The organism is Sphaerospermopsis kisseleviana CS-549 (genome assembly GCF_028329225.1).
Classification (GTDB): domain Bacteria; phylum Cyanobacteriota; class Cyanobacteriia; order Cyanobacteriales; family Nostocaceae; genus Sphaerospermopsis; species Sphaerospermopsis kisseleviana.
In genome coordinates this window covers 21969-47026 of the sequence record NZ_JAQMTI010000178.1, presented here as the reverse complement: position 1 = coordinate 47026, position 25058 = coordinate 21969, and the positions used below count along the sequence as shown (strand labels likewise).

Below are 25058 nucleotides of genomic sequence, written 5' to 3'. Positions count from 1 at the left end.
TTTATTTACCTAAAAATTTAGCTTTCATTTCTTCCAAGTCTTTATCTATAGCATCGTTATTAGTAGAATTATTGGTAGAATTATTAGTAGTCACAGATGGTTGTGGTGTCACATTCTGCGGTTGCACTTTACCACCTGTAAACTGTGTTTTGATTTCTAATAATTCTTGCTCAATTTTACTAGAAGTTTGAAAAGAAACTGTAGGTTGAGAAGTTGAAGGTTTTTGTTTAACTGGTTGAGTAATTATTGTCGGTGGGATAACTGCGGAAGTTTGAATATTTAAATTGTTATTTATGTTATTTAAATCTTGCAGAACTTCCTCAGTTGTTTGATAACGCCGACCAGGGATAGTTTCTACCATTTTATCAATAATATTACCCAATTCGTTACTAACGGGAGTTGGTAAATTTTGTCGCCATATCCAAGCAGCGTTATGGGTATCGTAACTATCAAAAGGCGATCGCCCTGTTAATAAATTAATACAAGTTACTCCCAAACTATAAATATCACTGGCAAAAATTGCCCTTCCCCGCATTTGTTCTGGTGCAACATATTCAGGACTACCTATACTTGTTCCTGTATGATTTAAAGCTGTACTTGTAAAAGATTTTGCAGCCCCAAAATCAACAATTACTAACTTATTATCATTAATACGACGAATAATATTTTCTGGTTTAATATCGCGGTGAATGACTTGTTTACTATGACAAAATTGTAATACATTTAATAAATCATTCAACAATTGTCGAATTTGATTTTCATTAAAAGTACCTTTGTTTATTAATTCATGAGCTAAATTTTGCCCATCAATAAATTCTTGGACTAAATACTGTCTGTCATCTTGAGTACAATAAGCCAACAGCGCGGGAATTTGGGGATGTGTTCCCAATTCATCTAACTGAATAGCTTCCTGATTAAATAACTCTATTGCTTTTTGTACCGTATTTGTACCCTGTGCTTGGGGAAAAAATTGTTTAATTACACAGGGAGGTTTTGAGGGTTTATCCTCATCCACCGCTAAAAAAGTCCTACCAAAACCACCTTGTCCGATGGGTTTGATAGGGCGGTAACGTTCTTTTAAAAGTAACTTAGTACCGCAAGTTAGGCAAAACTTGACATCATCAGGGTTTTCCGGTTTGGAACAATGGGGGTTAAGACAGTAACTCATAAAGGCGATCGCTCACTTATCTATATTGTGCCTTGTGCTTTGTTAAATGTTAATTGTTAAGATTATTCAATAAAAGCATAGTTTAACAAAAAAAATAAACAAATTGGACTTTGATAATCATGAAAAATCAATTTTCTTGGACTCAACAATGGTATCCTATTAGTCCCAACCAAGTAGCACAAAATTTACTTTGGGTCTGGTCTGATCATAGTTTAACAGCATTTACAGATTGCACATCCAAATAACCAGCTACCATTCCCGACACAGAACTGGATATTAATGTAAGCGACTGGTTTATGTTTGAAGCACCAGTAGGTTATACAGTTTCAGTTGAAAGTAGCTTTGATCCTTACCATGCTCAATTTTTACATGAAGGAAATGGCTAAGTGAATTTGCTGGATGTGGGTAAGATTAATACATGATTATATATCTTGCCCTAGTAATTATATTGTGTAAAAATCAGAATTACTTAAAAGTTTAAAGTTTAATTTGCACAAGTTTTTATATTTTTTATATTAAATTGATAAAATCTTTATTTTCTTCAAAATTTTATATGTTAAGCTAACCACCATTACGGTAAATAAAGTACCAAAACTGTTTACAGGGATATCTTCAAGATATAAACGTTAATTCATGCCAAGGGTAGATAACTTGAAATAAAAGATAATTGTCCCTGCTGAATTAACAATCAAGCCACATCTAATCCATGTTATTGGTACTCATACAGGGGCATTTTATTAGTTGGTGAGCAGTCCAGATAGCTAAATAGCTAATTATCAATAATAATCATAGACAAAATCAATTTAGCATTATATCTGGACTGATTTAGTAGCCGAAATATCAAAACATAATTCACTTTTTCCAAATTATTGAGGATTAACAGATGGTTCTTACTGTTAGAAAAACAATTCGTGATATTGTCTTCAGTAATCGCCAATTAGCAAAATTGTACTACTCAGTTAGCTTGACTCAACCTGTTTTACCACACTGGGTAGGTAATGACTACTACCGCACAAAATCATCATGGCAATTACAACCCCATCTCTGTCCATGTGATCTTGAATTAATCGAATATTTGCAAAAATATAATATTCAGGATCGGACAGTATTTCATTTTGGTACAGGCGCTCATCACATTTTAGGATTAGAAAATCAGAAGTTAGCAAAACCCAATGAAATTATTGGTATTACTGCTTCTATTCCTGAACATGAAGCTTATGTGCAAATGTGCCGTAAAAATCGCCAACTAGCTAAATTTTACAAGGTACTTTGTACAGATATCTACACTCTCACAGATCGTTCTTTACCAATGTTAGATGTGGTTGCACTCTTTCATATTGGTGAATTTTATATGGCTGAAGAAGCTCCCTTTGTGCATCATAATGATGAATCAATGGTTGATTTATTTCTCAGAAAATTGAATCCTCACGGGAAAATACTGTTCTATACACAGTCTGTAGGTTATGCTAAAGCTGAAGAAATCATCGAATCATTTACAGCCCAAGGTAAAATTTACCTAGTTGAAAAATACAAGAGTCTTTTGGTTTATGCTCAGAAACAGTAAGTTGAATCAAGCAGTGATGTGATATTAATTTAGAATAGGTAATATTTAGATCCCCCCAACCCACTTTTTAAGGGGGGCTAATACCAATTCTCTGTAATAATAGTGATTCAAGCGTTTTTAATAGAAACAATGGTGTGGTTATAAGATACGGTTGGGTTCTTTTTTTCTTAAAACAGTACGATAATTAAGTGTTTATCCTAAAGCTGTATGAAATTCAGTAACTTCAGATTGTCCTAAAAAAGATTTTACCTCAACTGCTATTTTTTGACCTTCCTTTTCTGCTCCTAATTGTTATATTAGTAGGTTGGGTTAAGCAAAGCGCAACCCAACGCAATAAATTTGTGAATATTTTGGTTTTCATTCTCTTTACTATTTATACTACGCTTTTGGGGGTGGGACTAATAACATAACCTTCATGAAGGCAAAAACAAGAAGATTCATTATATGATTAGTATATTGTTTATTTGAATAACCATGCAAAATAATCAGGATGAATCCGTTAAGGTTGATGAAATAGCCAACCTTTTAGCAAGAGTAAAGCCTGTAGAAGTATATGCCCACGAAGAATCATTAGCCACAATTCTTATTCAGAAAGCTTTGGAGAATGCACAAGTAACTTCTACTGCTCCTGGAATTTCACTAGCTGCTGCATTTGATTTAATCGTTGCTGCTGAATACTATGGAAAATTGACTAATAAAGGATAGCTTTACTGTCCAATTGATAATTCACCTCTGTTGATTTATCCATATACTAACACCTGTCCAAGATGTACTTTGCAAGGTAATTTCTTATTTCATCAAGCCAATAAACCTCCATCGGGAACAATTGGTAAAACAACAAGTCGATTACTATGTGTATTTTTAAAACACTTATTTAAAATCAATTCACAAGATTTAGAAATATATCATGGTATTGAACCTATTGATGTAATAGTTTATGATTCAAAGGAGAATATAGTTTTACTTTCAGAAGTTAAGGCTGCTCCACTGACTACTTTACCTCTAGCAGTACCTGTTGAAATACAAACTGAATTGGGAGATGAAGGTGAATTATTATCTCGTTCACATTCACCTACAGATAATTCTTTTATTAGTGCGTCTAATTTGTATATTATTCTTCCCAAAATTGAAAATGATGTATATAAATATGAACTAATAAATTTAGGAATCAAAGGAAATAATAAGTCTTCAGTATGGGTATATGAGCAAATGGGGGCAGCTTTTAATGATGATAATCAACTTTTTTATCGTTATTTCCAGTTTTGGAGTATGGCTTTTTCTGCATATAACAAAGCTGCAAGGGGTAGGGGAAATTTCCCAGAACCTGTTTATTGGTTAACTAATGCTTGTGGACAACCTATTCCTAGACCTGAAAATTGGCCGCAAAGAAGAAGTGGTGAAGGATATGAATCTATTTCTGATAGTAAATCTAGTGTAGGAATGGATAGAACTGATGATATTAAAAAAGGAATTTATCAAGTATTAAAAATTGCCGCATCCCAAAAGCCAAAGCATAGTAAAATAAGCGTAAAAACTGCTATATTATCTAATATTCATGCTGTGCGTCACTATAATGATTATTTATTAGAACTTCAGGATATTGTTTGGACTATAGATGAAACTGGACAAGCCAAAACTGTTGCTGATTTACCAGCAGATAAAGAAATATTTAATCTATTTGATGGTATAATAACTTTTACTGAAAGTCATATAAGAGATGAATGGATTAAGCAAAAGTTTAGATTTTAATATTTCTTTGGAAGTGGTTTATAATCACGTTGCTAGGCGGGTAGGTGTGGATGTGCAAAAAAGGATCAACACTCTAAAAATCGGGCAAAAAATGCAAGATTTACCCGAAGAACTTTGGCATGAAAGTTTTAAGTTTTATGTCAAAAATGATCCTAACAGACAAGGAGGACCCAATTTAAGGATGATTCGCCTTGATCCTGAAAAACCTTCATTAACAGTTACAGGTTATATTTTTAATAAGTTTGTCCATCCATATCAAAACAGATTTATTACTGTACGTGAAGCGGCTCGTTTACAAGGATTACCTGATGATTTAAAATTACAGGGAACTTTAACCAGTTGTCAGCTTCAAGTTGGTAATGCTGTACCTGTTCCACTGGCAAAAGCTGTATTTGAACAATTAGTTAAACAAGCTAATTTATTAGGATTTGAAAATAGTTCTTTGACGGGACTGAGTTTATTTAGTGGTGCGGGAGGTATGGATATTGGTGCTGATATAGCAAGGATAAAAACTAAGGTAGCTGTTGATAATTGGGGTGATGCTTGTGCAACTTTAAATGGTTATTTTGGCGATCGCATTCAAGTTCTAGAAGAGGATATTTCTCAGATTACAGATCCGTTAAGTTTCTGGCAAAATGTTTCAGGTGAAATAAATAAACCTGATATTATTTTTGGTGGTCCTCCCTGTCAAGCTTTTAGTCAAGCTGGTAAACAAAGAGGTTTAGAAGATCAACGGGGTAGTATGATCTATGAGTTTTTACGGTTTGTGGAGTATTTGCAGCCAGCTTTTTTTGTGATGGAAAATGTTTCTAATTTGAAGGGTTTAGGAGGCGGAAAGCTATATCAAGAAATTTGTAATAATATGATTGATTTAGGTTATAATGTGTCATCAGGTGTACTTTTAGCTGCTGATTTCGGTACTCCTCAATTAAGGAAAAGATTGTTTTTTATTGGTTCTAGAAAACATATTGGTAGTATTGATTTACCATTACCTACTCATAGTCCTGGTTGTCAATTATTGGGATTATTACCTTATGTTACTGTGGGAGAAGCATTTGCTAATTTACCAGATGCAGAATTTAGTCGTTGTAGATGAATACTTTTTATTTCACGCAGAGACGCAGAGAACGCAGAGGAGGAACGCAGGTATCATGTCAATTGCAATTTTTAGCAATGCGTTCTCAGATGAGCTAGTTACATTACAGCCACTGAGTTGAATCGTCAACCTAGAAAGGTTTTAGATAAAGCTTATGAACGTCCAATTACAATTACTAGAAATGACCAATCTTTTGCGCTGTTGCGTCGTGAAGATGTGGCTTATTTAGTGAAAGGGGTAACACAAAGTAAGGCTGTTTTTGAGGTGTTATCGGTTGCATTTCAGTTATTATTAGGACAAAAAATAGGTTATGAGCATCCTTATGGATGGTTGAGCGTATTTGATGCTGATGAATTGCAAGATTTTATTAAAGAGGTAAGTAAGGCTTTTCGCTTAACTGATACTTCTAATGAGGCTTGGGATTTGATTGATGCTACTATTCATGAATGGCATGAAAGTGCGATCGCAATCACCAGTCCTGACCTAGCAGCAGCTTTTAATGATGAAAATAAAGAGGGTAAATCATGTTAAAATTTATGTTCAAATAATGATAAAAGTTGCAATTAAGCACAATTTAAGTTAAAATAATAACTGGAGTTTAAGTTAATAAGATGACTTACATAACATCAAAAAGAATGGTAAGAAGAGGAAGAATTTTTCCTGAATTGACTATATCACCAGAAGAATTAGCCAGACGAGAAGCAGAAGATGAAATATTTTATCAACGTTGTCGGGCAATTTTTGAGCGTGTCCGTCCTGAATATATTGAAAATCACTATGGTTGGTATATTGCTATAGAACCAGATAGTGGAGAATATTTAATTGATCAGGATAGGATGGAATCTCATAAAAGAATGTTGGAAAAATATCCTCAAGCTAGACATTTCGTTTTTTGTTTGAATGAAACGGGGACAACTGGCACAATATGATAGAGGGTTATTTGGGAGAAAATGGGCAATTATTTTTTGAAATTGAATTAGTTCTAATGATGGCTTAAATCTTCCTATAGATGCCCTATTTGATACGGGTTTTGCAGGTTTTATGGCTATTAATACACAAGATTTAGATGGATTAGAATGGGTGTATAGTGGGGAGGAAATATTACGGACTGCGAAAGGTGAATCAAAATTTCAGATTTATTTAGGTCAAGTGATATTAGACGGAAAGCAGTATCAAATTCCTGTGAATGTTGGTAAAGGAATTAATGAAGTTTTATTGGGTTCTGAGTGGTTAAAGTTGTTGCGTTTGGTGGTGGATTTTCCAGAAGGTATTTTGACTTTGGGATGATTTTTTATCTCACGCAGAGACGCAAGTTCTATTACTTTGGTTAAATAATTTTCTGTGTGTTTTGTTAATACTGTTTTGACTAATTTAGGATAATTTATTGTTTCTATAAAATAATCTCCTGTTTGATGGATGGAAATACTAGCAATTTTAATTGATGTCAGGTATAATAGTTTCAATCTTTTATTTTCGTAGGTTGGGTTAAGCGAAGCGCAACCCAAAGCAGTTAAATTATAAAGATGTTGTGTTGAGGAAAGAAACCCAACCTATATCTACATCTACTTTTTATCCGCTTTTTTCGGATGCCATGAGTTTGTGTAGATGTAAATTATATCCGCCTAGTTATAAAGACCTTTTGTTAAATTTTATTAACGACTGATAATTTTAAAATTTATGTTATAATCTATTTTGGTTGGCTAAATTAATCCGGGTCTTTAAATAAAACATAATTTTTATTACATAAATAATGAAATCTCTTGTTAAACAATTAAGTCTATTTGAATTAGAAGTGACAACAACAAATCCTGAAAAAATAGTATTACCAAAAGGCTATAAAGGATTAGCTGCTTTTCATAAATATTGGGGTAAAAAACCAATTGAATGTTTATCATTTTTAATTGAAAACTTAACAGAAAAAGGTGATATTGTTTTAGATCCATTTTTAGGATCAGGCTTAGTTGCTCGTGAAGCAGTAATTAGGGAAAGACGATTTATAGGTATTGACATTAATCCTGTAGCTGTAGAATTATCGAATTTATTAGTCAATTTACCAAATCCAGATATTTTAAAAAAAGCTCTTAACGAATTAGAAAAAAGTATTAAATCAGACATATATAAAACTTACTTACTAGAAGATGGAAAATTTGCAACTCACTATTTATGGAATGAAAATGAACTAAATTCAGTTTGGCATTTATCACCAAGAAGAAACGAAAGTGATAAAAGGATACCAACTAATTATGACTATCAAGTACTTAAACAATTTGAGGGATACGAACCTAAAATACCTCGGCCAATTCAATTATTTCAAAATAGCCGCATAAATACAAATGATACTTTAACACTAAAAGATCTATTTACTGGTCGCGCATTATATAATATAGATTTGTTACTTGATGCAATTCACAAACAACCAGATTCTATCAAATCTGCATTATTACTATCATTAACATCTGCTTCTGGTCAAATGTCTAAGATGGTTTTTGCAATTACAGGAAGAGGTAAAACAAAATCTGAACCCACAAATAAAATAGAAGTTGGTAGTTGGGTGATAGGATATTGGCGACCAAAACTACATTTTGAAATTAATGTGTGGAATTGTTTTATTAAACGTGCAAATAGTTTACTAAAATCTATTCAAGAAGATGAATTAAAACAAGTTTATTGTGTATCTAAAAGATTAATAGATGTTATTGCTAATAAAGCAGACGTGGCAATTTTTCAAGGTGATAATCGAAAAATTCTTAATAATTGCCCTGATGGAACTATTTCTTTAATATTAACTGATCCTCCACATAGTGATAGGATTCCATACTTAGAATTGAGTGAAATGTGGAATTGTTTAATAGATAAAGATCCGGATTTTTCTCAAGAAATTGTAGTTTCTAATGCTCGGACTCGATTAAAAGATAAAAAACGTTATGCTGATGAAATGACAGAATTTATGCAAATTGCCACTCGTATCCTGAAACCTGGTGGAATATTAGCTTTATTTTTTAATGCGAGAGATGCTGATAGTTGGCAGTTTTTAAAGGAAGTAATACCATCTGATGATAAGTTACAATTCTGGGGATTATTTCCTATGAATTATTCAGCTAATTCAGTAATTCAAGATAGTAGAAAGGGAGGTTTAAAAAATGATTTTGTGTTAATTTATCAAAAACCAGGACATGAAGATAAAATGAGGCTAGATTTTTTAGAAAATCTTCCTAATTGGTCTACTAAATTACCTATTTTTAATTAAAAAATATAATAAATATAATAAATATATGATTAATGATTTTGATTATTTTGCACGTTTATATAATGAGAATAAATTTTTTGAATTAACATCTTCTCCCGCAGGATTATATTTTTTAAAATTGCGCTCTTTAGCTAGAAAAGAGTATTATTTATGTTTATTTGTAAAAGCACAAATATCTGCTGATACTTTAAGAGTCAATCAGTATTTTGAAACATTATTTAATTCTCAAATTCCTATAGATATTATTCATGATTGTATCAATAAAATATATGAAGAAGAAAGAGAAAAGCGTCGTTTAAATGAACAAGAGTTACTAGCAGAATTATATAAGCTGAGAGTTTTTGACTGGGGTGGTATCCATCAAAATGATATTAATAAATACCTGGTTGATAATTACATCAAAAAGATTAATAATTATGATATTTTACTAGAAAAAGTAGAAAATGAAATTTTACATAGTTTAAAAGGTTTTGTTTTGTGTTCTTGGTATAATAATTGGACATCAATTATTATTGAGGATATTTTTAAAGATCATCAGCGTGTTTTACCAACTGTGGGGTTAATTAAACAAGTTGATTTTTTCATTGATGATATACCTTTTGATTTGAAGGTGACTTATGTTCCAAAAGGTTTTATGGAAAATGAAAGAAGGAAAAGAAAACTAATAATTAAGGAATTATCGGAGTTAAAACAGTCTGCTAAAAGATTTAATATTCCTTTTGATAAAAATCGTGCTGATGATGAATTATTAATTGATTTAATTACAGCTTTTCGTGAAAGTTCTCAAGATGATGTTAAGGCGTTTTATGAGAATTTTGTGAAACTTAGAAGAGATATTATCAATGAGACATTAGAACAACCTCGTGAACTTTTACGCTGGTTGTATGAAAATCAAGGTTCTCAAAGATTTGATGCAAGTAATAGGTTATTTTTAGTTCTTGTGGATAGTAATTCTTTAGAAGATAGTTGGAAGTTGAAAAGGGATTTTACTTTGTTAAAAAGTAAAATTGATGAATATCTAAATACACGCTCTTTTAAAAAGGATGATTTGTTACTAAATTGGACTTTTAATAACAATCAATACCAAAGCTATGCTGATGTTTTATTTGTACTAAAGTAATACCAATAAATTATAAAAAAAGGGATAAGCAAAACGCCCATCCCCAAAAAATCAACTAATCAATGATTTAAGTTCCAGACTGCCAAGAATTGATATACTCAACCTGATCAGCAGTCAAACTATCAATTGCAATACCCAAAGCTTGCAACTTCAAACGAGCAATTTCTTGATCAACCTCAGTAGGAATAGAATACAAACCAGGCTCTAACTTACCCTTATTCTTCACCAGGTATTCACAAGCTAACGCTTGGTTTGCAAAACTCATATCCATTACCGCGCTAGGATGTCCTTCCGCAGCAGCGAGGTTAACTAAACGACCTTCACCCAACACAATCACAGATTTACCACTGTTGAGAATATACTGCTCTGTGAAAGGTCTTACAGTCTTGATTTCCTTAGCTTGACTTGCTAAGTATTTCAAATCTAACTCAATATCAAAGTGACCAGAGTTACAAACGATCGCCCCATCTTTCATGACATCGAAGTGTTCACCCCGGACTACGTGCTTGTTACCTGTCACGGTAATAAACAAGTCACCCTGAGATGCAGCTTCAGACATCGGTAATACCCGGAAACCATCCATTACCGCTTCAATCGCTTTAATGGGGTCAATTTCCGTAACGATAACGTTAGCACCCAAACCACGCGCACGTAAAGCAGTACCTTTACCACACCAGCCATAACCAGCTACTACAATGGTTTTACCAGCCAGCAAAATGTTTGTAGCGCGGATAATGCCGTCTAAGGTAGATTGACCAGTACCGTAGCGGTTATCAAAGAAGTGCTTGGTGTCTGCGTCGTTAACGTTCATCGCGGGGAAAGTTAACACGCCATCAGCCAACATGGCGCGTAAACGGACAATACCGGTGGTGGTTTCTTCGGTTGTACCAATTAAATCTTTAATTTGATCTTGACGGTGTTGAACCAATTCGGCTACTACATCACTACCGTCATCAATAATAATGTTAGGACGATGATCTAAAGCGATTTGCACGTGGCGGCTATAGGTTTCCGCATCTTCGCCTTTCATCGCAAATACAGGAATTTCATAATCTGTGACTAAACAAGCAGCCACATCATCCTGAGTTGATAAGGGGTTACTGGCAATTAAAACTGCATCAGCACCACCGGCTTTTAAGGCGATCGCCAAATGGGCGGTTTCGGTGGTAACGTGGGCGCAAGCAACTAAGCGCAAACCAGCAAAAGGCTTTTCTTTCTCAAAGCGATCGCGAATTTGCTTTAATACTGGCATTTCCCGGCCAGCCCAGTCAATACGTTGTCTTCCCAAGGGAGCGAGGGCGAGGTCTTTAACCTCGTGCTTTAATCTGGGAGCGGTTGCGGTCATGAAAAATTATCCTCTAAAAAATGAAACAGGTTGATAAACCTTTACGTACTTTAACAATATTTTCTGACAAGTAGCCATATTTTCCGGTAAATACTCATTCCCGATTGATCAGCAAAGGTAATTTTTCATTGCTAGATAGTGGAACAGGCTTCTAGCCTGTTGACGGGCAAGACTTGTACTGAGTTTATCGAAGTATGCCCATCCCACATTTTAGATTGAATTATGACCAGCTACTTAGCAGTGAGTAGATTTGATTAAATCAATGAAGCCAAAGTTTGCATCAATAGCTGAGATTCCTTACCCATGTCACCTGGTAATAAAAATTGATACCATTGATGTAACTGCTGCCGAGCTAAAGTATAAAGTGGATCATCAATACCTGAGTTAAAAAGTTCCATTATTGCCTGTCTTTGAGTTTTTCCGCGTCCTAAAATCCTCAGCCATAAAGTTGAAACATCTATAGGCAATTCACTGGTAACAACAATAGTAGTAGAGAAAATTGCAGGTAAATTATAAACCCCTGGAATATTTATAGCAGATGGTTTAATTCCAAATCCTCGCAAATGGTCAGGGAAAATAGAGGGGACGATGATCAATTGAGTTTTATTATCTTCTTCTTTTGATTTTTCCTGATCTGTATCTTTTAAAGTTTCATTGACAGGAATAATCCTACCATCAGCTTCACTTGTCCATGTTAAAAAATGACTGAGACAAGTTCGTAATTCCCAGATATTTGGTGTCCAGCGTAGAGGTGAAATAATACACGGATTTGAAGTAAATTCTCCCAATAGTCCCAAGGATGTCCTAGATTTATTGATGTCAGGTTCAAACAATACATCTACCATTTTTGCTTCTGCCACCACTTCAGGACTAACCAATATACGCGGGTGATCAGTAAAAAGTGTTTTTATGTATGTACTTTCCCAGCCTAATCGAGAAGGATGTTTATAGACTCTCAATTTAGGGTTACGGGGAATAAGTTCATTGAGGAAAACATTACCATAATTACTAAGTAGTGCAAAAAGGTAATTTTGGGCAAAAATCACAAAAGATGGTCGAGACATAGACAATTTTTCCCAAATATTGTTTCTAATCTGTTGTACATTTAATTAGCCATATTTTATCATAAATACCTATTAGCTATTACATACTACCTATATCTTCAACATAAGTAAGATTAAGACCCGATCTAACTTTTGGTTTTTTCATCTTTCTCTGGTAAGACTATAGGACTCCTATTTAGTTATTTGCCAAGATTCTGTACACAAGAGGTCGTCAAAAGTAAGGGGTTTAGCAATCCTAAACCCTGACATAGATCATGAAACATCTGGTAAAAATTATCATAGGGACAATTCATGAATTGTCCCTACAGGGGTTTCGTGGTTATACACATTTCATGACCACAAAATGTCTATTACCCAAGGAGGTATTTAAGTGCTAGGTAAATTTTTAGCGATTACGGGTTCAATGATCATATCCATTGCACCCATACCTAAAGCTACAGCCCAGACACCGAATAATTTACCAGAAATACCAGAAAGTTTACATAAAACTACATTTACTAAAACAACATTAACTCAACCACAACAAGAAAAAGAAAATCAATTTTTAGAACAATTGGCGATCGCCTCTGGTACTACCATCGCTATGGTAATCATGAGTTGGGGAGTTCGTCGTTTCCAAAAACGTTTAAGTAATAATTTACTCAAAGTCTCTGACTCTAATTCCTCAGAAGATCAACCCATCACTACATTACTAAATAAACAGCAAGAGCGACATCTTCAAGAAGTTAAAACCCGACTATTTCAACTTGCACAAGCTGGAATTTGGGTCAGTGGTAGTTTAATTATTTTAGGACTATTTCCTGCTACCCAAGCCCTACAAATTGGGATTCTCACCATTGCCAAAATTCCCATTAAATTAATAGTTGTTGGTGTGGGAACATATCTAACAGTAAGGTTTACCTATGCCATTATAGATCATTTTACTTCTACTATCATCAGTGGTGGAGCATTACTAACTCCAGAAACTTCCGAACGTTTGCAATTGAGAATATCCACATTTTCTGGGGTTACTAAAAGTATCACTATCATTATTTGGGTAGGTGCAGGAATCCTAATGTCCTTAATTGCTTTGGGAATAAATATTGTTCCTCTTTTAGCTGGTGCTGGTTTAATTGGTGTGGCTGTATCTTTGGCTTCTCAGAACTTAATTAAAGATGCCATTAATGGCTTTTTGATTATTCTTGAAGATCAATATGCTTTGGGTGATGTGATTACTGTGGGAAATGTGAGTGGTTTAGTGGAAAATCTCAATTTGCGAATGACTCAAATACGGGATGCAGAAGGAAGATTAATTACAATTCCTAACAGCGAAATTAAAGTTGTAGCTAATCTTTCTAGTCGCTGGTCTCGTGCTGATTTAATTATTCCAGTTTCTTACCAAACTGATATTGATAAGGCTTTGAAATTAATTGAAAATGTCGCTATCCAGATGAATCAAGAACCTCAATGGAAACGACAAATTATTGAAACCCCCAGTATTTTGGGAATTGATAATTTTGGCGATCGCGGGATGATGATTCGTGTTTGGATCAAAACCCAACCCCTCAAACAATGGGATGTAGCGCGAGAATATCGTCGTCGTCTGAAAATTGCTTTTGATGAAGTTGGAATTAATATTCCCGTACCTCAACAATCAATCTGGGTTAATGATGTTCAGTTATTGAGTTATCAAGAAAATGGTTCATCTTTGCATTAAGCAGATATTTGACTGACTTAAAATGTGATTCAAACCCTGTTCTGGTGTAGCGGTAATTCATGAATTACCGCTACTTTCGTTATTTTTTGCGTAAGTCCTGGATAAGTCAGGGGTTTTTCGCTATTCTCTTGCAAATTTAGTATAAATGTACTATAATAAATTCATCGTGTCCGACCTGTAAACAATATCTGGAAGATGGATTCAAGGATATTACAAGGGTATTACTATGATGAAGCACTATATTCTCAATCTTAATCCAACTGCCAAGCATGAATGGGATCGTTGTATTTTACGTGATCCTCTGACCGCAAAACGTCCAGACATAGCAAAATTAATTGCTGAAGCGGTAGATGCGGATACGGGTAGTTATTTAGTCAGTGTCAATATTGAAGTTACAGTTTTGGAGGAAGCAGCATTACCTCAAGCTGAACAACTTTCCCTTCCCCTTCCAGAAGTGAGTATTTCTTCGCCAATGCGGGAAGCAGCGTAATTAAAAGTTAATTAAACAGTCCTGGGTTGGGTAGACATCAGGAAACCCAACACCTACAATTGTAGGATTTTTCTAAAAAATAGCAAAAATACCCAAGTAGATTGTACATATAATCATAGCACAAAAAGTAAATAAGGATTAATCAATCCTGAAAAAACGTATTTGCGTTGAATTATTGATAACATTCTCAATAATCTTGAGAATAAAGGCTGATTATTGTCAACAAGGCGCAATTGATCTATTTTAGCAAAATCAATATTTAAAAAACTTATATTTAGCTAATATCCCCGACTTCTCTAATATTTAATCTTCATCAACCAGAGATATAAAATAGAAGTCAGGGATCTGATCACCTTTTTAACAATTCTTGAATTTGCTGATTAATAATATTCACATCAAACTTTTGACTAGCACTAATTCTAGCATAATTAGCGATATTTTGCATCAAGTCTTTTTCCTGAACACAATGATTAATTATCTGTGCTAATTCTTGGGGGTTATTTGGTGTGATTAAAAAACCATTTATCCCATCTTCAACTAATTCTATTGCACCCCCAGCTTTAGCAGCAACCACAGGTTTACCGCATAGCATCGCTTCCACAATAACTCTACCAAAAGGTTCAGGTGCAATTGATGTATGTGCCACTAAATCACAAGCTGACATTAATTGGGGAATATCATCACGAAAACCTAAAAATTTAACTCGGTTTTCTAAATTTAAAGCTTTTACTTGATCGTGTAATTCTTGTACATATTCATCCTCACCAAATAAAGCATCACCGACCAAAATAACATTAACATTTTCTGGACATTCTGCCAAAGCATCAATTAAAATATGCTGTCCTTTCCAGGGAGAAAGACGGCTAAAATGTCCCACTACAAATTTATCCTCTAATCCCAAATTTAGCCTTAATTGCCGAGGTTCATTTTCAGAAACTTGATAATTTTTAATAGCAAAACCATTATAGACAACTTCTACAAAATTAGCTTTCCCACCAGCTTGGATAAATGCAGTTTTACTAGCTTGAGAATTAGCAATTACTAAAGATGCAAAGCGATTAATTAAAGTAATAGCAACCCGGAGATTAGTGTTACTAAAATGTTCTAAAGATAGAATATCGTGTAAATGATAAACCAAAGGACGACGAGAGAGAAAACTTGCTATTGCACCGACAACTAAAGCTTTTTGAGTATTAGCGTAAATTAAATCATATTCCCTAGCGCGTGTCACGACTTTATTAATTAAAGGTGTGAGTTGTCCTAAACTAGCTAATGCTGTAAATAAACTACTTTGTTTTTTAACTTTAATAGCTTGAGTTGCTAAAACTTCCACAGGAATATGATTAATTTCCAGTAACTTTCTAAAATCACCATCTGCAAATAAACCAACCAAAGAATTATTAGCAAAGGGTTTAGCAATATCTAATAAACATAACTCAGCACCACCCGGTTTACCACTTTGATCTAAAAACAAAATCTTCATTATTATCTACCTTTATCTGCGTTTAATTTATCAATTTTGATCAGCTAAAATAACTTGTCTTACTTGTTGAGAAATATGATTCCAATCATAATTTTGTACTGCATAATTACGACATTCTTCTCTAGAAGGTAAAATGATTTTTCTTAACATTGCTTGTTCTAATTTATCAGCAATGCTATCAACAGTAATAGAATCAGTAATTAAATCTGGTGCAAAACCCTGTAAAATTTCCGGCATTCCCCCTACAGGTGTGCATAAAACTGGAGTACCACAGGCTAAAGATTCCACAATTGCTAATCCAAAACCTTCAAAAGACTGACTGGGCATTACTGTTAAATTAGCAGCTTGGTAAGCAATTGGTAACTGTTCATCAGGTAAAAAACCTAAGAATTTAACATTGTTTTCTAGTCCAAGTTCTATCACCTGTTGTTGTAGTAAATTTTGAATATGTCCACGTCCAGCAATAGCTAACCAAATATCAGGAATTGTGGGTTTAATTATGGCTAGTGCTTGTAATAACTTATCAATTCCCATGCGATAAACTAGACGACGGGAGGTAAATAATATTGGTCGATCAGTTGGCCAACCTAGTTGTTTTCTGGCTGTGAGACGAGATAAATTATATTGAAAGTGATTGATGTCTACTCCACCGGGGATAATGTGAATTTTATGCCAGGGAACTTGATATTGTTGATGTAAAATATTACCAAAAGCTTGGCTGAGAACAATGAAGCGATCGCAGCGATTATAGGTATTTTTTTCTATTAATTGCTTCTTCATCCAAATACTTAGTTTTTTATTTACTTCTTCTTCCTTACTTTCCGAAGCCCAAGGACCATGAAAATTAAAAGTAATTGGTACTTCTTTCGGTAAAAGATCCAAAATCGGAAAGCTATATAATGCGAAATGTAGATTAATTGCATCAGGTTGATCTAATCTAGTTTTTTGGAAGTTAGTCCGAATGGACCATAATCTTTTCCAAATTTGACTATCTGGAGATGCTAAATTATTTAACTGAATATTTGACTGAATGGGTGTATTTTTTGCATCAGGTAACCCTACACCACATAATTCTATTCGGTCTTTATTTAGAGCTAATTTTTGAGTTAGTTCATAAATATACCTTTCTAATCCTCCTGGTGTTTTGGGAAACCAACCTGTTCCCAATGTGAGGATAGACGCAGAAGCTAATTCCTGAGTTTTTGTCATACCTTCCACCTAATTATCTCCTTAACTTCCTCACACGATGAAACTTATTTAATAGGTAAGTCTGAAACGATACAGTTAATGCTCACAATCATCAATTAACAAACCTTTAGTTTAATCCGGTTAAAAATTTGTAAATCAGGTAGTTTTTGAATAAATTATTTTTATATATTGAGTTTACTGAGTACAGGGAGTCTTGGGATTTTGTACTTAGTAAAAGTATTACTGTGATTATTAATATCATTGATATCTATTAAATCCGCACCTTTGATAATTAAATATTTTTTCAAGCTTTGTATCTATCTACAGAATTAGGCTTTGATGAATCCTGTATTATAATTAACAAGTTCCGAGGGGAAGATAAATTATTTTTCTGAAAAAGAATAATATTGGCAGATGAGAAAATATAAAAAATATATTTTTTTGATAAAGTTCTGATGAAATTACCTAAAATGCAACATTTATTTGTTAGTTTATTGATGTTTAGTACCAATGATGTTTCTGTGCCTTTTCTCCGCTACGTTTTCGCTACGGTTTTTAGAAAAGGAACAAGATATCAAAAAGCAAAAGCATAATTTAGCAACTCATTTTTGCCAATATGCAGCCATAGCAATTTTATGAAAAACAGATTCACTTCACAAATTCAAAAAAATCAACAACAGCTAATTCAAGTTATCAATAATGTAGTTAGGAGTAGGTACTGGCGACAAAATATAGCTGTCAAAATTTTACTGTCTGTCACTTGTAGCTTAATTGTCATCTTTGCGGGAATGACAATGGAAAAAGCCACAACTCAAACAGCTACAGCACCAGTATTTACTTATCAAACATCTTGGCTTGGTAATACTATTGGTAAGGGAGAACTAAGGGTACAAAACTATATAGAGGCGATGTATGTTACAGGAAATGGACTAATTTATACTAACAGCATTTGGGATGAAGCTGGCATGGAAGCAGCTATCTATAAAGATGGTAAAGTCATAGGTTTCCTAAAAGACTTGCATGGTTGGTATCGTCTGGGTGGGAAAGCGGTTACAGCCAATAGCAAATATATTTATGTTGCTATGAGACAGGGAGGAATGAGTAGTCAAAAAGAAGGTTATCCTTCTGAGGGTAAAACTTGGTACTGTGTGAGACGCTATGATTTAACGGGAAAACCTGCACCTTTTCCTGGGGGAAATGGCTGGGATAAAAGTATGTTAATTATCAGTGACAAAAGCGAAGTTACTGGTTTAGCAATTGTAGGTAATAAGTTATTTGTGAGTAATGCTGATGCCAACATTGTAAGTATTTTGAATACAGAAACAATGCAAGAAATGGGTAAATTTAGCGTTACCAATCCCGGAGGAATAGCTATTGATTCACGAGGAAATTTATGGATTATTCAAAATAAAAAAGGTAACACAGCAGCTAAAATAGTTTATTATGATCAAAGTGGTAAAAAATTACCCCAACAAATTGTAGATGTGGTTGATCCTACAGCGATCGCCATTTATAAACAAGATAGAATATTAGTAGCTGAAAATGGCATCCGGCAACAGGTACTAATTTACAACATCAAAAACCAACCTGTCCAGGTAGGAACTTTCGGAACTAAAAATGGAATTTATAGCGGTGTTCCTGGAGAAGTTCAAGACTTAAAACTTTATGGTATTACAGGCGTTGGTGCAGATAGTGCCGGCAATTTCTATATCAACAATAATGGCTTTAATAATTCAGGAACAGATTTAAGAAAATTCTCCCCATCGGGAAAACTGCAATGGCAATTACTTGGTTTAATCTTTGTTGATAATGCCGATACAGATCCTAAAAGTGATGGTGTTAATCTTTTCACCAAACAAGAAGAATATTGGATGGATTACAGTAAACCAGCAGGTAAACAATGGACATATAAAGCTTATACTTTAAATCCTTTCAAATATCCTCAAGATCCACGTCTGCATACATCTCCAGATGCTCCTATTTTCCGTCGTATTCAAGGAAAGCCTTTTTTATTTCTGACAGATATGTATAGCAGCTTTCTGCAAATTTATCGGTTTCAACCAAAAACAGATGGTGAAATTGCTATTCCTGCCGGAATTTTTGTCAAAACAAATGTGGACAGTCAAGGAATAAAAGGTAATTGGCCTCCATATCAACCAGCTAAAGGAGAATGGATTTGGCGAGATAAAAATGGTAATGGTACATTTGATCAAAATGAATATGATAGGAGTGAAGACTATCCCTATTTAGGAGGTTGGTGGGTAGATACAAAAGGCGATGTTTGGAAAGCTTTGCGAACGGAAGATGGTATTCGCCATTATCCTTTACAGGGATTAGATAGTCAAGGAAATCCGATTTATAACTATCGTTCCATGCAAAAGGAAAAGACTCCTAGCTTCTTTAAAGATTTGCGAAGAATTGAATATTTTCCCGAAACAGATACCATGTATTTATCAGGTTTTACTGTCGATCATCCTGCTAGTGGTGATGATTGGGGAGTTGTCGGGTCAGAAATTGTCCGATTTGATAATTGGAGTAAAGGAAATCGCACTCCTAAATGGCGAAGTGTCATTCCTTATGACACCACTGGTAAACGAGCAATTGCTACTGCCTCCATGAGTGTAGCAGGAGATTATGTATTTACAGTAACATCCAAAACAGCAGAGGTTAATATCTATAATGCCACTACAGGCAAACTTGTAAAAAAATTTCGTCCAGGTCCAGAAGTTGGTGGAGAAAGTGGTTGGGTGGATATTCCCCACGGTATCCGGGCTTTTCGTCGTCGTGATGGTGAATATTTAGTGTTTGTGGAAGAAAATTGGAAAGGAAAAGTGATTATTTATCGTTTACCAATTTCCTAAAAATTAGGTTATCCAACTTATTGGATTAAGTGTAAAAATCCAGCATTTAGGATTAAGTACGGGTTTAGCATTGCTAAACCCGTACATGAGTCAGAATATTTGATCATTGACAATCAAATAATGATTTTTAAGTTGAACAAATAACATTTTTTGTATGCTGAGACAGAGAAAATTTAATCTTCATATTTATAGCACAAATTTACAAAATTAATAAATTTGGCTGAGTTTGTTTAAATATGATGATAATTAAGGCTTTGTACTTTGCCTTAATTTTCATAGGTTGAGACTCTGTTTAGAGAATAAATTAATAGAAGTAGAGGAAGTAAAAAAATATGCTAAAAACAACGTTGATGGAATTACAAAAATTAATTCCCAGCAATTTATTAAATACAGTACAATATATTCATGCTAGTTTACTTGCAAAATTTATTTTAGGTTGGGGAAGTGAACAGTTTCAATTTAGTGAAGCTTCTGCAATGGTTTTTTCTCCCCATCAAGATGATGAAACTTTAGGTTGTGGTGGGATGATCGCTCGCAAACGGGAACAAGGAATAAAAGTAGCCGTCACTTTTTTAACCGATGGACGTGGTTCGCATGGTACAGATACAAATATTCAAAATCAAATTATTCAAATTCGTAAACAAGAGTCTTTAGAAGCATTAAGTATTTTGGGTATTTCTCCTTCAGAAATTCACTTTTTGAATAAAAAAGATGGCAGTTTACCAGATTTAAATCCTGAAGAAAAACAACAAACCATTGCACAGATTTCCGAACTGTTAAAACGTTATCAACCAGGAGAAGTTTATGTTCCTCACCGTAAAGATTGTCATAGAGATCATGAAGCTACATATTACTTGGTAAAAGAGGCGATCGCCCAGAGTGGAATTAAAGTCCAACTCCTACAATATCCTATTTGGGTATTTTGGAGAGCGCCCTTATTTATCCTCTTAAAATTCAATGATATTAAGTCAGCGTATCGCTTATCAATTACCTCAGTACAAGAAAAGAAAAAAAGAGCGATCGCTGCCTATCCTTCCCAAATGCAAACCCTACCACCAGGCTTTATCAAACGATTTTTATCTTCAGAAGAAATCTTCTTTCATAATTAATTATCATGTATTGAATCAAAAGCTCAAAGCTAAAATATCAACATCTTTTGCCTGGTGAAATTTCTATTAACAACAATTGCCGTGGAGAACAAATAAATGCGTATCCTACACATTACGAACCATGTCCAAAAAATCGGTAACGGAATTGTCAATGTCGCAGTAGACTTAGCTTGTTTACAATCAAAACAAGGTTTTAAAGTTGCTGTTGCTTCAGCAGGTGGAGAATACGAAAAATTATTAGCAAATCATGGAATTGAGCATTTTCAACTCAATCAATCACGTACACCATTAAACATCATTAAAGCAGCTTGGCGTTATCGAGAAATTATCAAAGAATTTCAACCAGATATTGTTCATGCCCACATGATGACAGGAGTTGTACTGGCAGGAATTTTGAGAAATAATCATGAATATAGTTTAGTTTCCACTGTACATAATGAATTTCAACGTAGTGCAGTATTAATGGGATTAGCAGATCGGGTAATTGCAGTTAGTCATGCAGTAGCTGATTCTATGATCCGCCGTGGTATCCCCGCCGAAAAATTACGAGTAGTTGCTAACGGCACTTTAGGCAGTCCTCGACATAGAAAAATCCAAGATTATCAACCCATAAAACTACATCATCCAGCCATAACCACAGTAGCAGGAATGTATACTAGAAAAGGTATTGGTGAGTTAATTGCAGCCTTCCAAACTATTGCTAAAGATTTTCCTCAAGCCCATCTTTATTTAGTAGGAGATGGACCAGACCGTGCTATATTCGAGAGCATGGTTAAAAACTGCGGTAAACTACGCAAACGTATTCATTTTGAAGGTTTCCAACCAGAACCTCAAAGATATATGTTATCCACAGATATCTTTGTTCTCGCCTCACATTGTGAATCATTTGGTTTAGTTTTAACAGAAGCACGAGAAGCCGGTTGTGCCATTGTCGCTAGTGATGTAGATGGCATTCCTGAAACTTTAGATCATCGTCAAGCTGGTATTCTTATTCCACCCAAAGATAGCCAAACATTGGCTAATACCTTAGTGCAATTACTCAAAGATCCTCAACAATTACAAAGCTGGAAATTACGCGCCCAGCAAAATCTAGAAAGATTTAGTACCATGCGAGTAAGTGAGGAAACATTGGCTGTATACCGTGAGTTAACTAGAAAATATGCCGTCATCAACCCAATACAAATGAGAGAATTAGTAGTAGGTAAATAGTCATTAGTCATCAATATCCATTCATCTACCTTACCTATTCTCTATTTATTGCTATATATTAATCACTTCCTTTTGACTAAAATACATGGCAATTCCTTTTTCATAATAAGCAGCTTCATTGATAAAGAGAGGATACACAATAGACTCTCCCTCATAGAGAATTTCTTCATCTTCAAAAGTGAGAAAAATTGGATCACCAGGATGGAGAGGTTGATAATCTCTAAATTGAAGTTGGGGATGAATCATCGCTTTAATTTCCCCATCTTCATTTCTAGGATAATCAACCGCACAAATAGATTGATAAATTGTCAGAGTGTGACTATTTTGTGGAATTTTACCTTGGTTACATTGTTCAAAATAGTCCAACACAGCATAAATTAGTTGCTCTGTTTGTTGAAACAATTCCCCATTTAAAATACCTTGAGCTACAGCACCAACTTCTATAGCTAAACCTAATTCACTTAAAGAACGGAGAAAACCACTGTTTTTAGGTTGCTGATGAATATACACTTTTACCAAAGGATTAATTGCACTCAGATGAGCCGCCAATTGCAGTAACAAGGGGTGCATATTACCCAATATAATACATAATCCCATGTTGGCAGTAGTCGTATGTAAATCAATAATTGCATTCACACAATCTTGGTTTTGTGGTTGCAAAATTGCTTGAATTTCCTTAGCCCTTAATTCTTCATAAATAGAAATTTTGTCATCAGGTAAATTGTCTCCAGTAAAGCAACGATTTAAATCTTTATCAATGTATCTGCTTCCACTGGCAATAGCTTTAGGATTACCGAATAATGACAAAGTTTCAAAACTTGATCTCTGAATTAAATCTGGATATTTATGGAACTTTTTGATTAGATAAACTCCAATTAATTCATTACCGTGACTGCCTCCAACAATTGCCACACGATTGATTTGATTCATAATTACCTCATACATACAAAAGATGAAATTACCAAAAAGCAGCTAGATTATAATTAATTCAGCAAAAAATAAATTAGTTAAAAATCAGCCTTTTTTAATAAAACATCAAAATGATTATATAGCATGACGCGATTAAATTCCCGACTTCTCTAAGAAATCGGGAATTTTGTTCTTTGCAAGAGAAACTTTGCGTTCTCTCCTTTGTTTACTGTTCAAGTTCTAAATCCTAATCCAATTAATTACATCTTAATTACATCTTAATTACATCTTCATTCCTTGCTGCTGATAGTATTTATGTGCTGCCATAGCCATAGCCAAAAATCCCCACATAATCATACCTGACACACTTAACATCCCACTATAAATAATCAACTGAGCGCAGGAACTGATCCCAATAGCACGAGCAGCACTGACAAAACTATCTAACTTTCCTTCAGTATAGTTACTAACACTAAAAAGCATTAATAACAACCCACCAAGATAAGGTATAGCACCGAACCAACCCAAAGTAAAAAACATATCTAAAATGCCGCTGTCAATCACAATAACTTCAATTTGTCCAGTTTTTTCATTAACTTTCCAGATATTTCCTAAACCATTACCAAGAGCAGTAGAAAGGGCTAAATTGAGATTTCGATCATAAGATTTTGATCTCTCCAGAAAACTAGTATCTTTTTGCAGATTAGAAAAACTTTCCAAGCGAGTAGTCACAACTTCAGAGATAGGTTCAATATTTAGCAATGGTACAACACACATAGCCATTACTAAAATGATCATAATTAAACGCATTTGAATCCGAGCTTTGACCGAACCCAAAATTATAATAATCCCTAGAAACCAACCACCCCAATTAGTACGTACTTGTGAAAGTAAAAATGACAAATACCCAACTGCCGAAGCAGGAAAAATTAATGGACCAGAACTGGTAAATAATAACAACAAACCAGCCTGCATCACCGAACCAAATGGACCAGTTGAGTGCAGTGTACTCCAAACTCGCATTCCAAAAGGTTCAGGATTACCAGAACTGGTAAACATTTTTGATTCTATTAGCCACAATTTATCCCACTCAGGAGCAACTACAAATTGATAGATTCCATAAGCTCCTGTGATTAAAACACACCATAAAAATACCCGCTGAATGTGTTGACGATAACTGGGATAATCTCGCCAATTTATAAATAAATGAAATGCAAAAAGAATGGGACTTAACCAGTCTAAAAGTCCGCGGATAACTGGAACTGGTTGATTAAAAATTAATCCCACTAAAAAACCGTAGATCACCCCGATAAAACCTAAAACAAAAGGTACACCTCCTTGACGAACAGCACGAGGTAAATATTTGATAAAAGTGGCAATAGTCACAAATACCACTACATAAGGTGCAAGCATCATTTGTCGGGTGGGGTCCCAACCAATTCGATAGTCAACTAACCGAGTTAGGAAGGGTGTGAGAAACCAAATCCACCAAGTAAAACCAATGTAAAGAATGGGATGACGCAAGTATAAAAATACTGCTACAAGCAAAGAGGAGGCAGGAAAAACTAAGCGTAATAAACTAGCAGCACCGCCAAAATAGCAAGTTGCTGTGAGCAAGATAAAGCCAGCAATGACTATCCAAGCTTGTGCTGATCTTTTTTCTGGGGAATAATTGGTTTGTAAAAAACTATTGAAAAGGATCTGTTTGGAAAGCACTTTTTTGGTAATGGGTAATGGGTGATTGGAAAAAATTACAAATT

General features: G+C 34.4%; 22 protein-coding genes and 2 pseudogenes. 16 read left to right on the top strand and 8 right to left on the bottom strand.

Translation table 11 applies throughout. From position 1 onward, the window contains the following. Position 1 precedes the first annotated feature (1 nt). Positions 2–1168 (bottom strand): serine/threonine-protein kinase, encoded by a 1167-nt coding sequence (locus PN497_RS14855; protein ID WP_096570817.1) that lies wholly within the window; start codon positions 1166–1168, stop codon positions 2–4. A 119-nt stretch (positions 1169–1287) separates the two neighbouring features. On the opposite strand from PN497_RS14855, the gene PN497_RS14850 reads away from it, so the two are divergent. Together PN497_RS14850 and PN497_RS14845 are read left to right on the top strand one after the other, a co-directional pair. After that, on the top strand, positions 1288–1413 hold the full coding sequence (locus tag PN497_RS14850; RefSeq protein ID WP_268932402.1) for a hypothetical protein: 126 nt from the start codon (positions 1288–1290) through the stop codon (positions 1411–1413). A 638-nt stretch (positions 1414–2051) separates the two neighbouring features. Then, positions 2052–2732: a hypothetical protein gene (locus tag PN497_RS14845; RefSeq protein WP_096570815.1), complete on the top strand. Its 681-nt coding sequence runs from the start codon at positions 2052–2054 to the stop codon at positions 2730–2732. A 195-nt stretch (positions 2733–2927) separates the two neighbouring features. On the opposite strand, the pseudogene PN497_RS14840 reads toward PN497_RS14845, so the two are convergent. Further along, positions 2928–3020 (bottom strand): annotated as a pseudogene (locus PN497_RS14840) (element excision factor XisH family protein); the annotation flags it as partial. A 186-nt stretch (positions 3021–3206) separates the two neighbouring features. Here PN497_RS14840 and PN497_RS14835 point away from each other — a divergent pair. The 8 genes and pseudogenes from PN497_RS14835 (at position 3207) to PN497_RS14800 (ending at position 9944) form a co-directional block, all read left to right on the top strand. Further along, complete coding sequence (locus tag PN497_RS14835) at positions 3207–3437, top strand: hypothetical protein (protein WP_096570813.1); 231 nt, start codon at positions 3207–3209, stop codon at positions 3435–3437. A 69-nt stretch (positions 3438–3506) separates the two neighbouring features. Next, positions 3507–4481 (top strand): hypothetical protein, encoded by a 975-nt coding sequence (locus PN497_RS14830; protein ID WP_096570811.1) that lies wholly within the window; start codon positions 3507–3509, stop codon positions 4479–4481. Further along, positions 4450–5577 carry a DNA (cytosine-5-)-methyltransferase gene (gene dcm, locus PN497_RS14825; RefSeq protein ID WP_096570809.1) on the top strand — a complete coding sequence of 376 codons (1128 nt, stop codon included), beginning with the start codon at positions 4450–4452 and terminating at the stop codon, positions 5575–5577. Before PN497_RS14830 ends, dcm begins: the two co-directional genes overlap by 32 nt. A gap of 117 nt (positions 5578–5694) precedes the next feature. Then, on the top strand, positions 5695–6108 hold the full coding sequence (locus PN497_RS14820; protein WP_272110537.1) for a hypothetical protein: 414 nt from the start codon (positions 5695–5697) through the stop codon (positions 6106–6108). An 80-nt stretch (positions 6109–6188) separates the two neighbouring features. After that, positions 6189–6506, top strand: coding sequence for a hypothetical protein (locus PN497_RS14815; RefSeq protein WP_096570807.1), 318 nt, complete (start codon positions 6189–6191; stop codon positions 6504–6506). Continuing rightward, positions 6503–6864: pseudogene (locus PN497_RS14810) on the top strand (aspartyl protease). The gene PN497_RS14815 and the pseudogene PN497_RS14810 overlap by 4 nt, the downstream one beginning before the upstream one ends. Positions 6865–7327: 463 nt before the next feature. Next, positions 7328–8824 (top strand): DNA methyltransferase, encoded by a 1497-nt coding sequence (locus PN497_RS14805; protein WP_096570805.1) that lies wholly within the window; start codon positions 7328–7330, stop codon positions 8822–8824. 25 nt (positions 8825–8849) lie between these two features. Beyond that, positions 8850–9944, top strand: coding sequence for a hypothetical protein (locus PN497_RS14800; protein WP_096570803.1), 1095 nt, complete (start codon positions 8850–8852; stop codon positions 9942–9944). Positions 9945–10011: 67 nt separating this feature from the next. Here PN497_RS14800 and ahcY read toward each other — a convergent pair whose 3' ends face one another. Then, entirely contained in the window at positions 10012–11289 is a 1278-nt protein-coding gene (ahcY, locus tag PN497_RS14795; RefSeq protein ID WP_096570801.1) for an adenosylhomocysteinase, read from the bottom strand. Positions 11290–11543: 254 nt separating this feature from the next. After that, a complete protein-coding gene (locus tag PN497_RS14790; protein WP_096570799.1) occupies positions 11544–12353 on the bottom strand; it encodes a hypothetical protein in 810 nt (269 codons plus the stop codon). A 370-nt stretch (positions 12354–12723) separates the two neighbouring features. Between PN497_RS14790 and PN497_RS14785 the strand changes: the two genes are divergently transcribed. Next, a complete protein-coding gene (locus PN497_RS14785; protein WP_272110533.1) occupies positions 12724–14049 on the top strand; it encodes a mechanosensitive ion channel family protein in 1326 nt (441 codons plus the stop codon). 226 nt (positions 14050–14275) lie between these two features. Continuing rightward, the gene (locus PN497_RS14780) at positions 14276–14539 is read left to right on the top strand and encodes a hypothetical protein (RefSeq protein ID WP_096570797.1); all 264 of its coding nucleotides are present in this window, start codon (positions 14276–14278) and stop codon (positions 14537–14539) included. 349 nt (positions 14540–14888) lie between these two features. Here the strand turns inward: PN497_RS14780 and PN497_RS14775 are convergent, their stop codons facing one another. Further along, the gene (locus tag PN497_RS14775; protein WP_096570795.1) at positions 14889–16022 is read right to left on the bottom strand and encodes a glycosyltransferase; all 1134 of its coding nucleotides are present in this window, start codon (positions 16020–16022) and stop codon (positions 14889–14891) included. A gap of 30 nt (positions 16023–16052) precedes the next feature. Then, entirely contained in the window at positions 16053–17231 is a 1179-nt protein-coding gene (locus tag PN497_RS14770) for a glycosyltransferase family 4 protein (protein ID WP_096572782.1), read from the bottom strand. Positions 17232–17665: 434 nt separating this feature from the next. Here PN497_RS14770 and PN497_RS14765 point away from each other — a divergent pair, with 434 nt between their 5' ends. From PN497_RS14765 to PN497_RS14750, 4 genes are all read left to right on the top strand, one after another. Next, on the top strand, positions 17666–17803 hold the full coding sequence (locus PN497_RS14765; RefSeq protein ID WP_190348001.1) for a hypothetical protein: 138 nt from the start codon (positions 17666–17668) through the stop codon (positions 17801–17803). A 42-nt stretch (positions 17804–17845) separates the two neighbouring features. Beyond that, positions 17846–20071 (top strand): NHL repeat-containing protein, encoded by a 2226-nt coding sequence (locus PN497_RS14760; RefSeq protein WP_096570793.1) that lies wholly within the window; start codon positions 17846–17848, stop codon positions 20069–20071. Between the two features lie 332 nt (positions 20072–20403). Continuing rightward, a complete protein-coding gene (locus PN497_RS14755; RefSeq protein WP_096570791.1) occupies positions 20404–21180 on the top strand; it encodes a PIG-L deacetylase family protein in 777 nt (258 codons plus the stop codon). A gap of 96 nt (positions 21181–21276) precedes the next feature. After that, positions 21277–22389 (top strand): glycosyltransferase family 4 protein, encoded by a 1113-nt coding sequence (locus PN497_RS14750; RefSeq protein WP_096570789.1) that lies wholly within the window; start codon positions 21277–21279, stop codon positions 22387–22389. 51 nt (positions 22390–22440) lie between these two features. Here PN497_RS14750 and PN497_RS14745 read toward each other — a convergent pair whose 3' ends face one another. Together PN497_RS14745 and PN497_RS14740 are read right to left on the bottom strand one after the other, a co-directional pair. Further along, entirely contained in the window at positions 22441–23319 is an 879-nt protein-coding gene (locus tag PN497_RS14745; RefSeq protein ID WP_096570787.1) for an aspartoacylase, read from the bottom strand. 261 nt (positions 23320–23580) lie between these two features. After that, positions 23581–25014, bottom strand: a complete 1434-nt coding sequence (locus PN497_RS14740; RefSeq protein WP_096570785.1) for a glucose-6-phosphate isomerase — start codon at positions 25012–25014, stop codon at positions 23581–23583. Positions 25015–25058 lie beyond the last annotated feature (44 nt).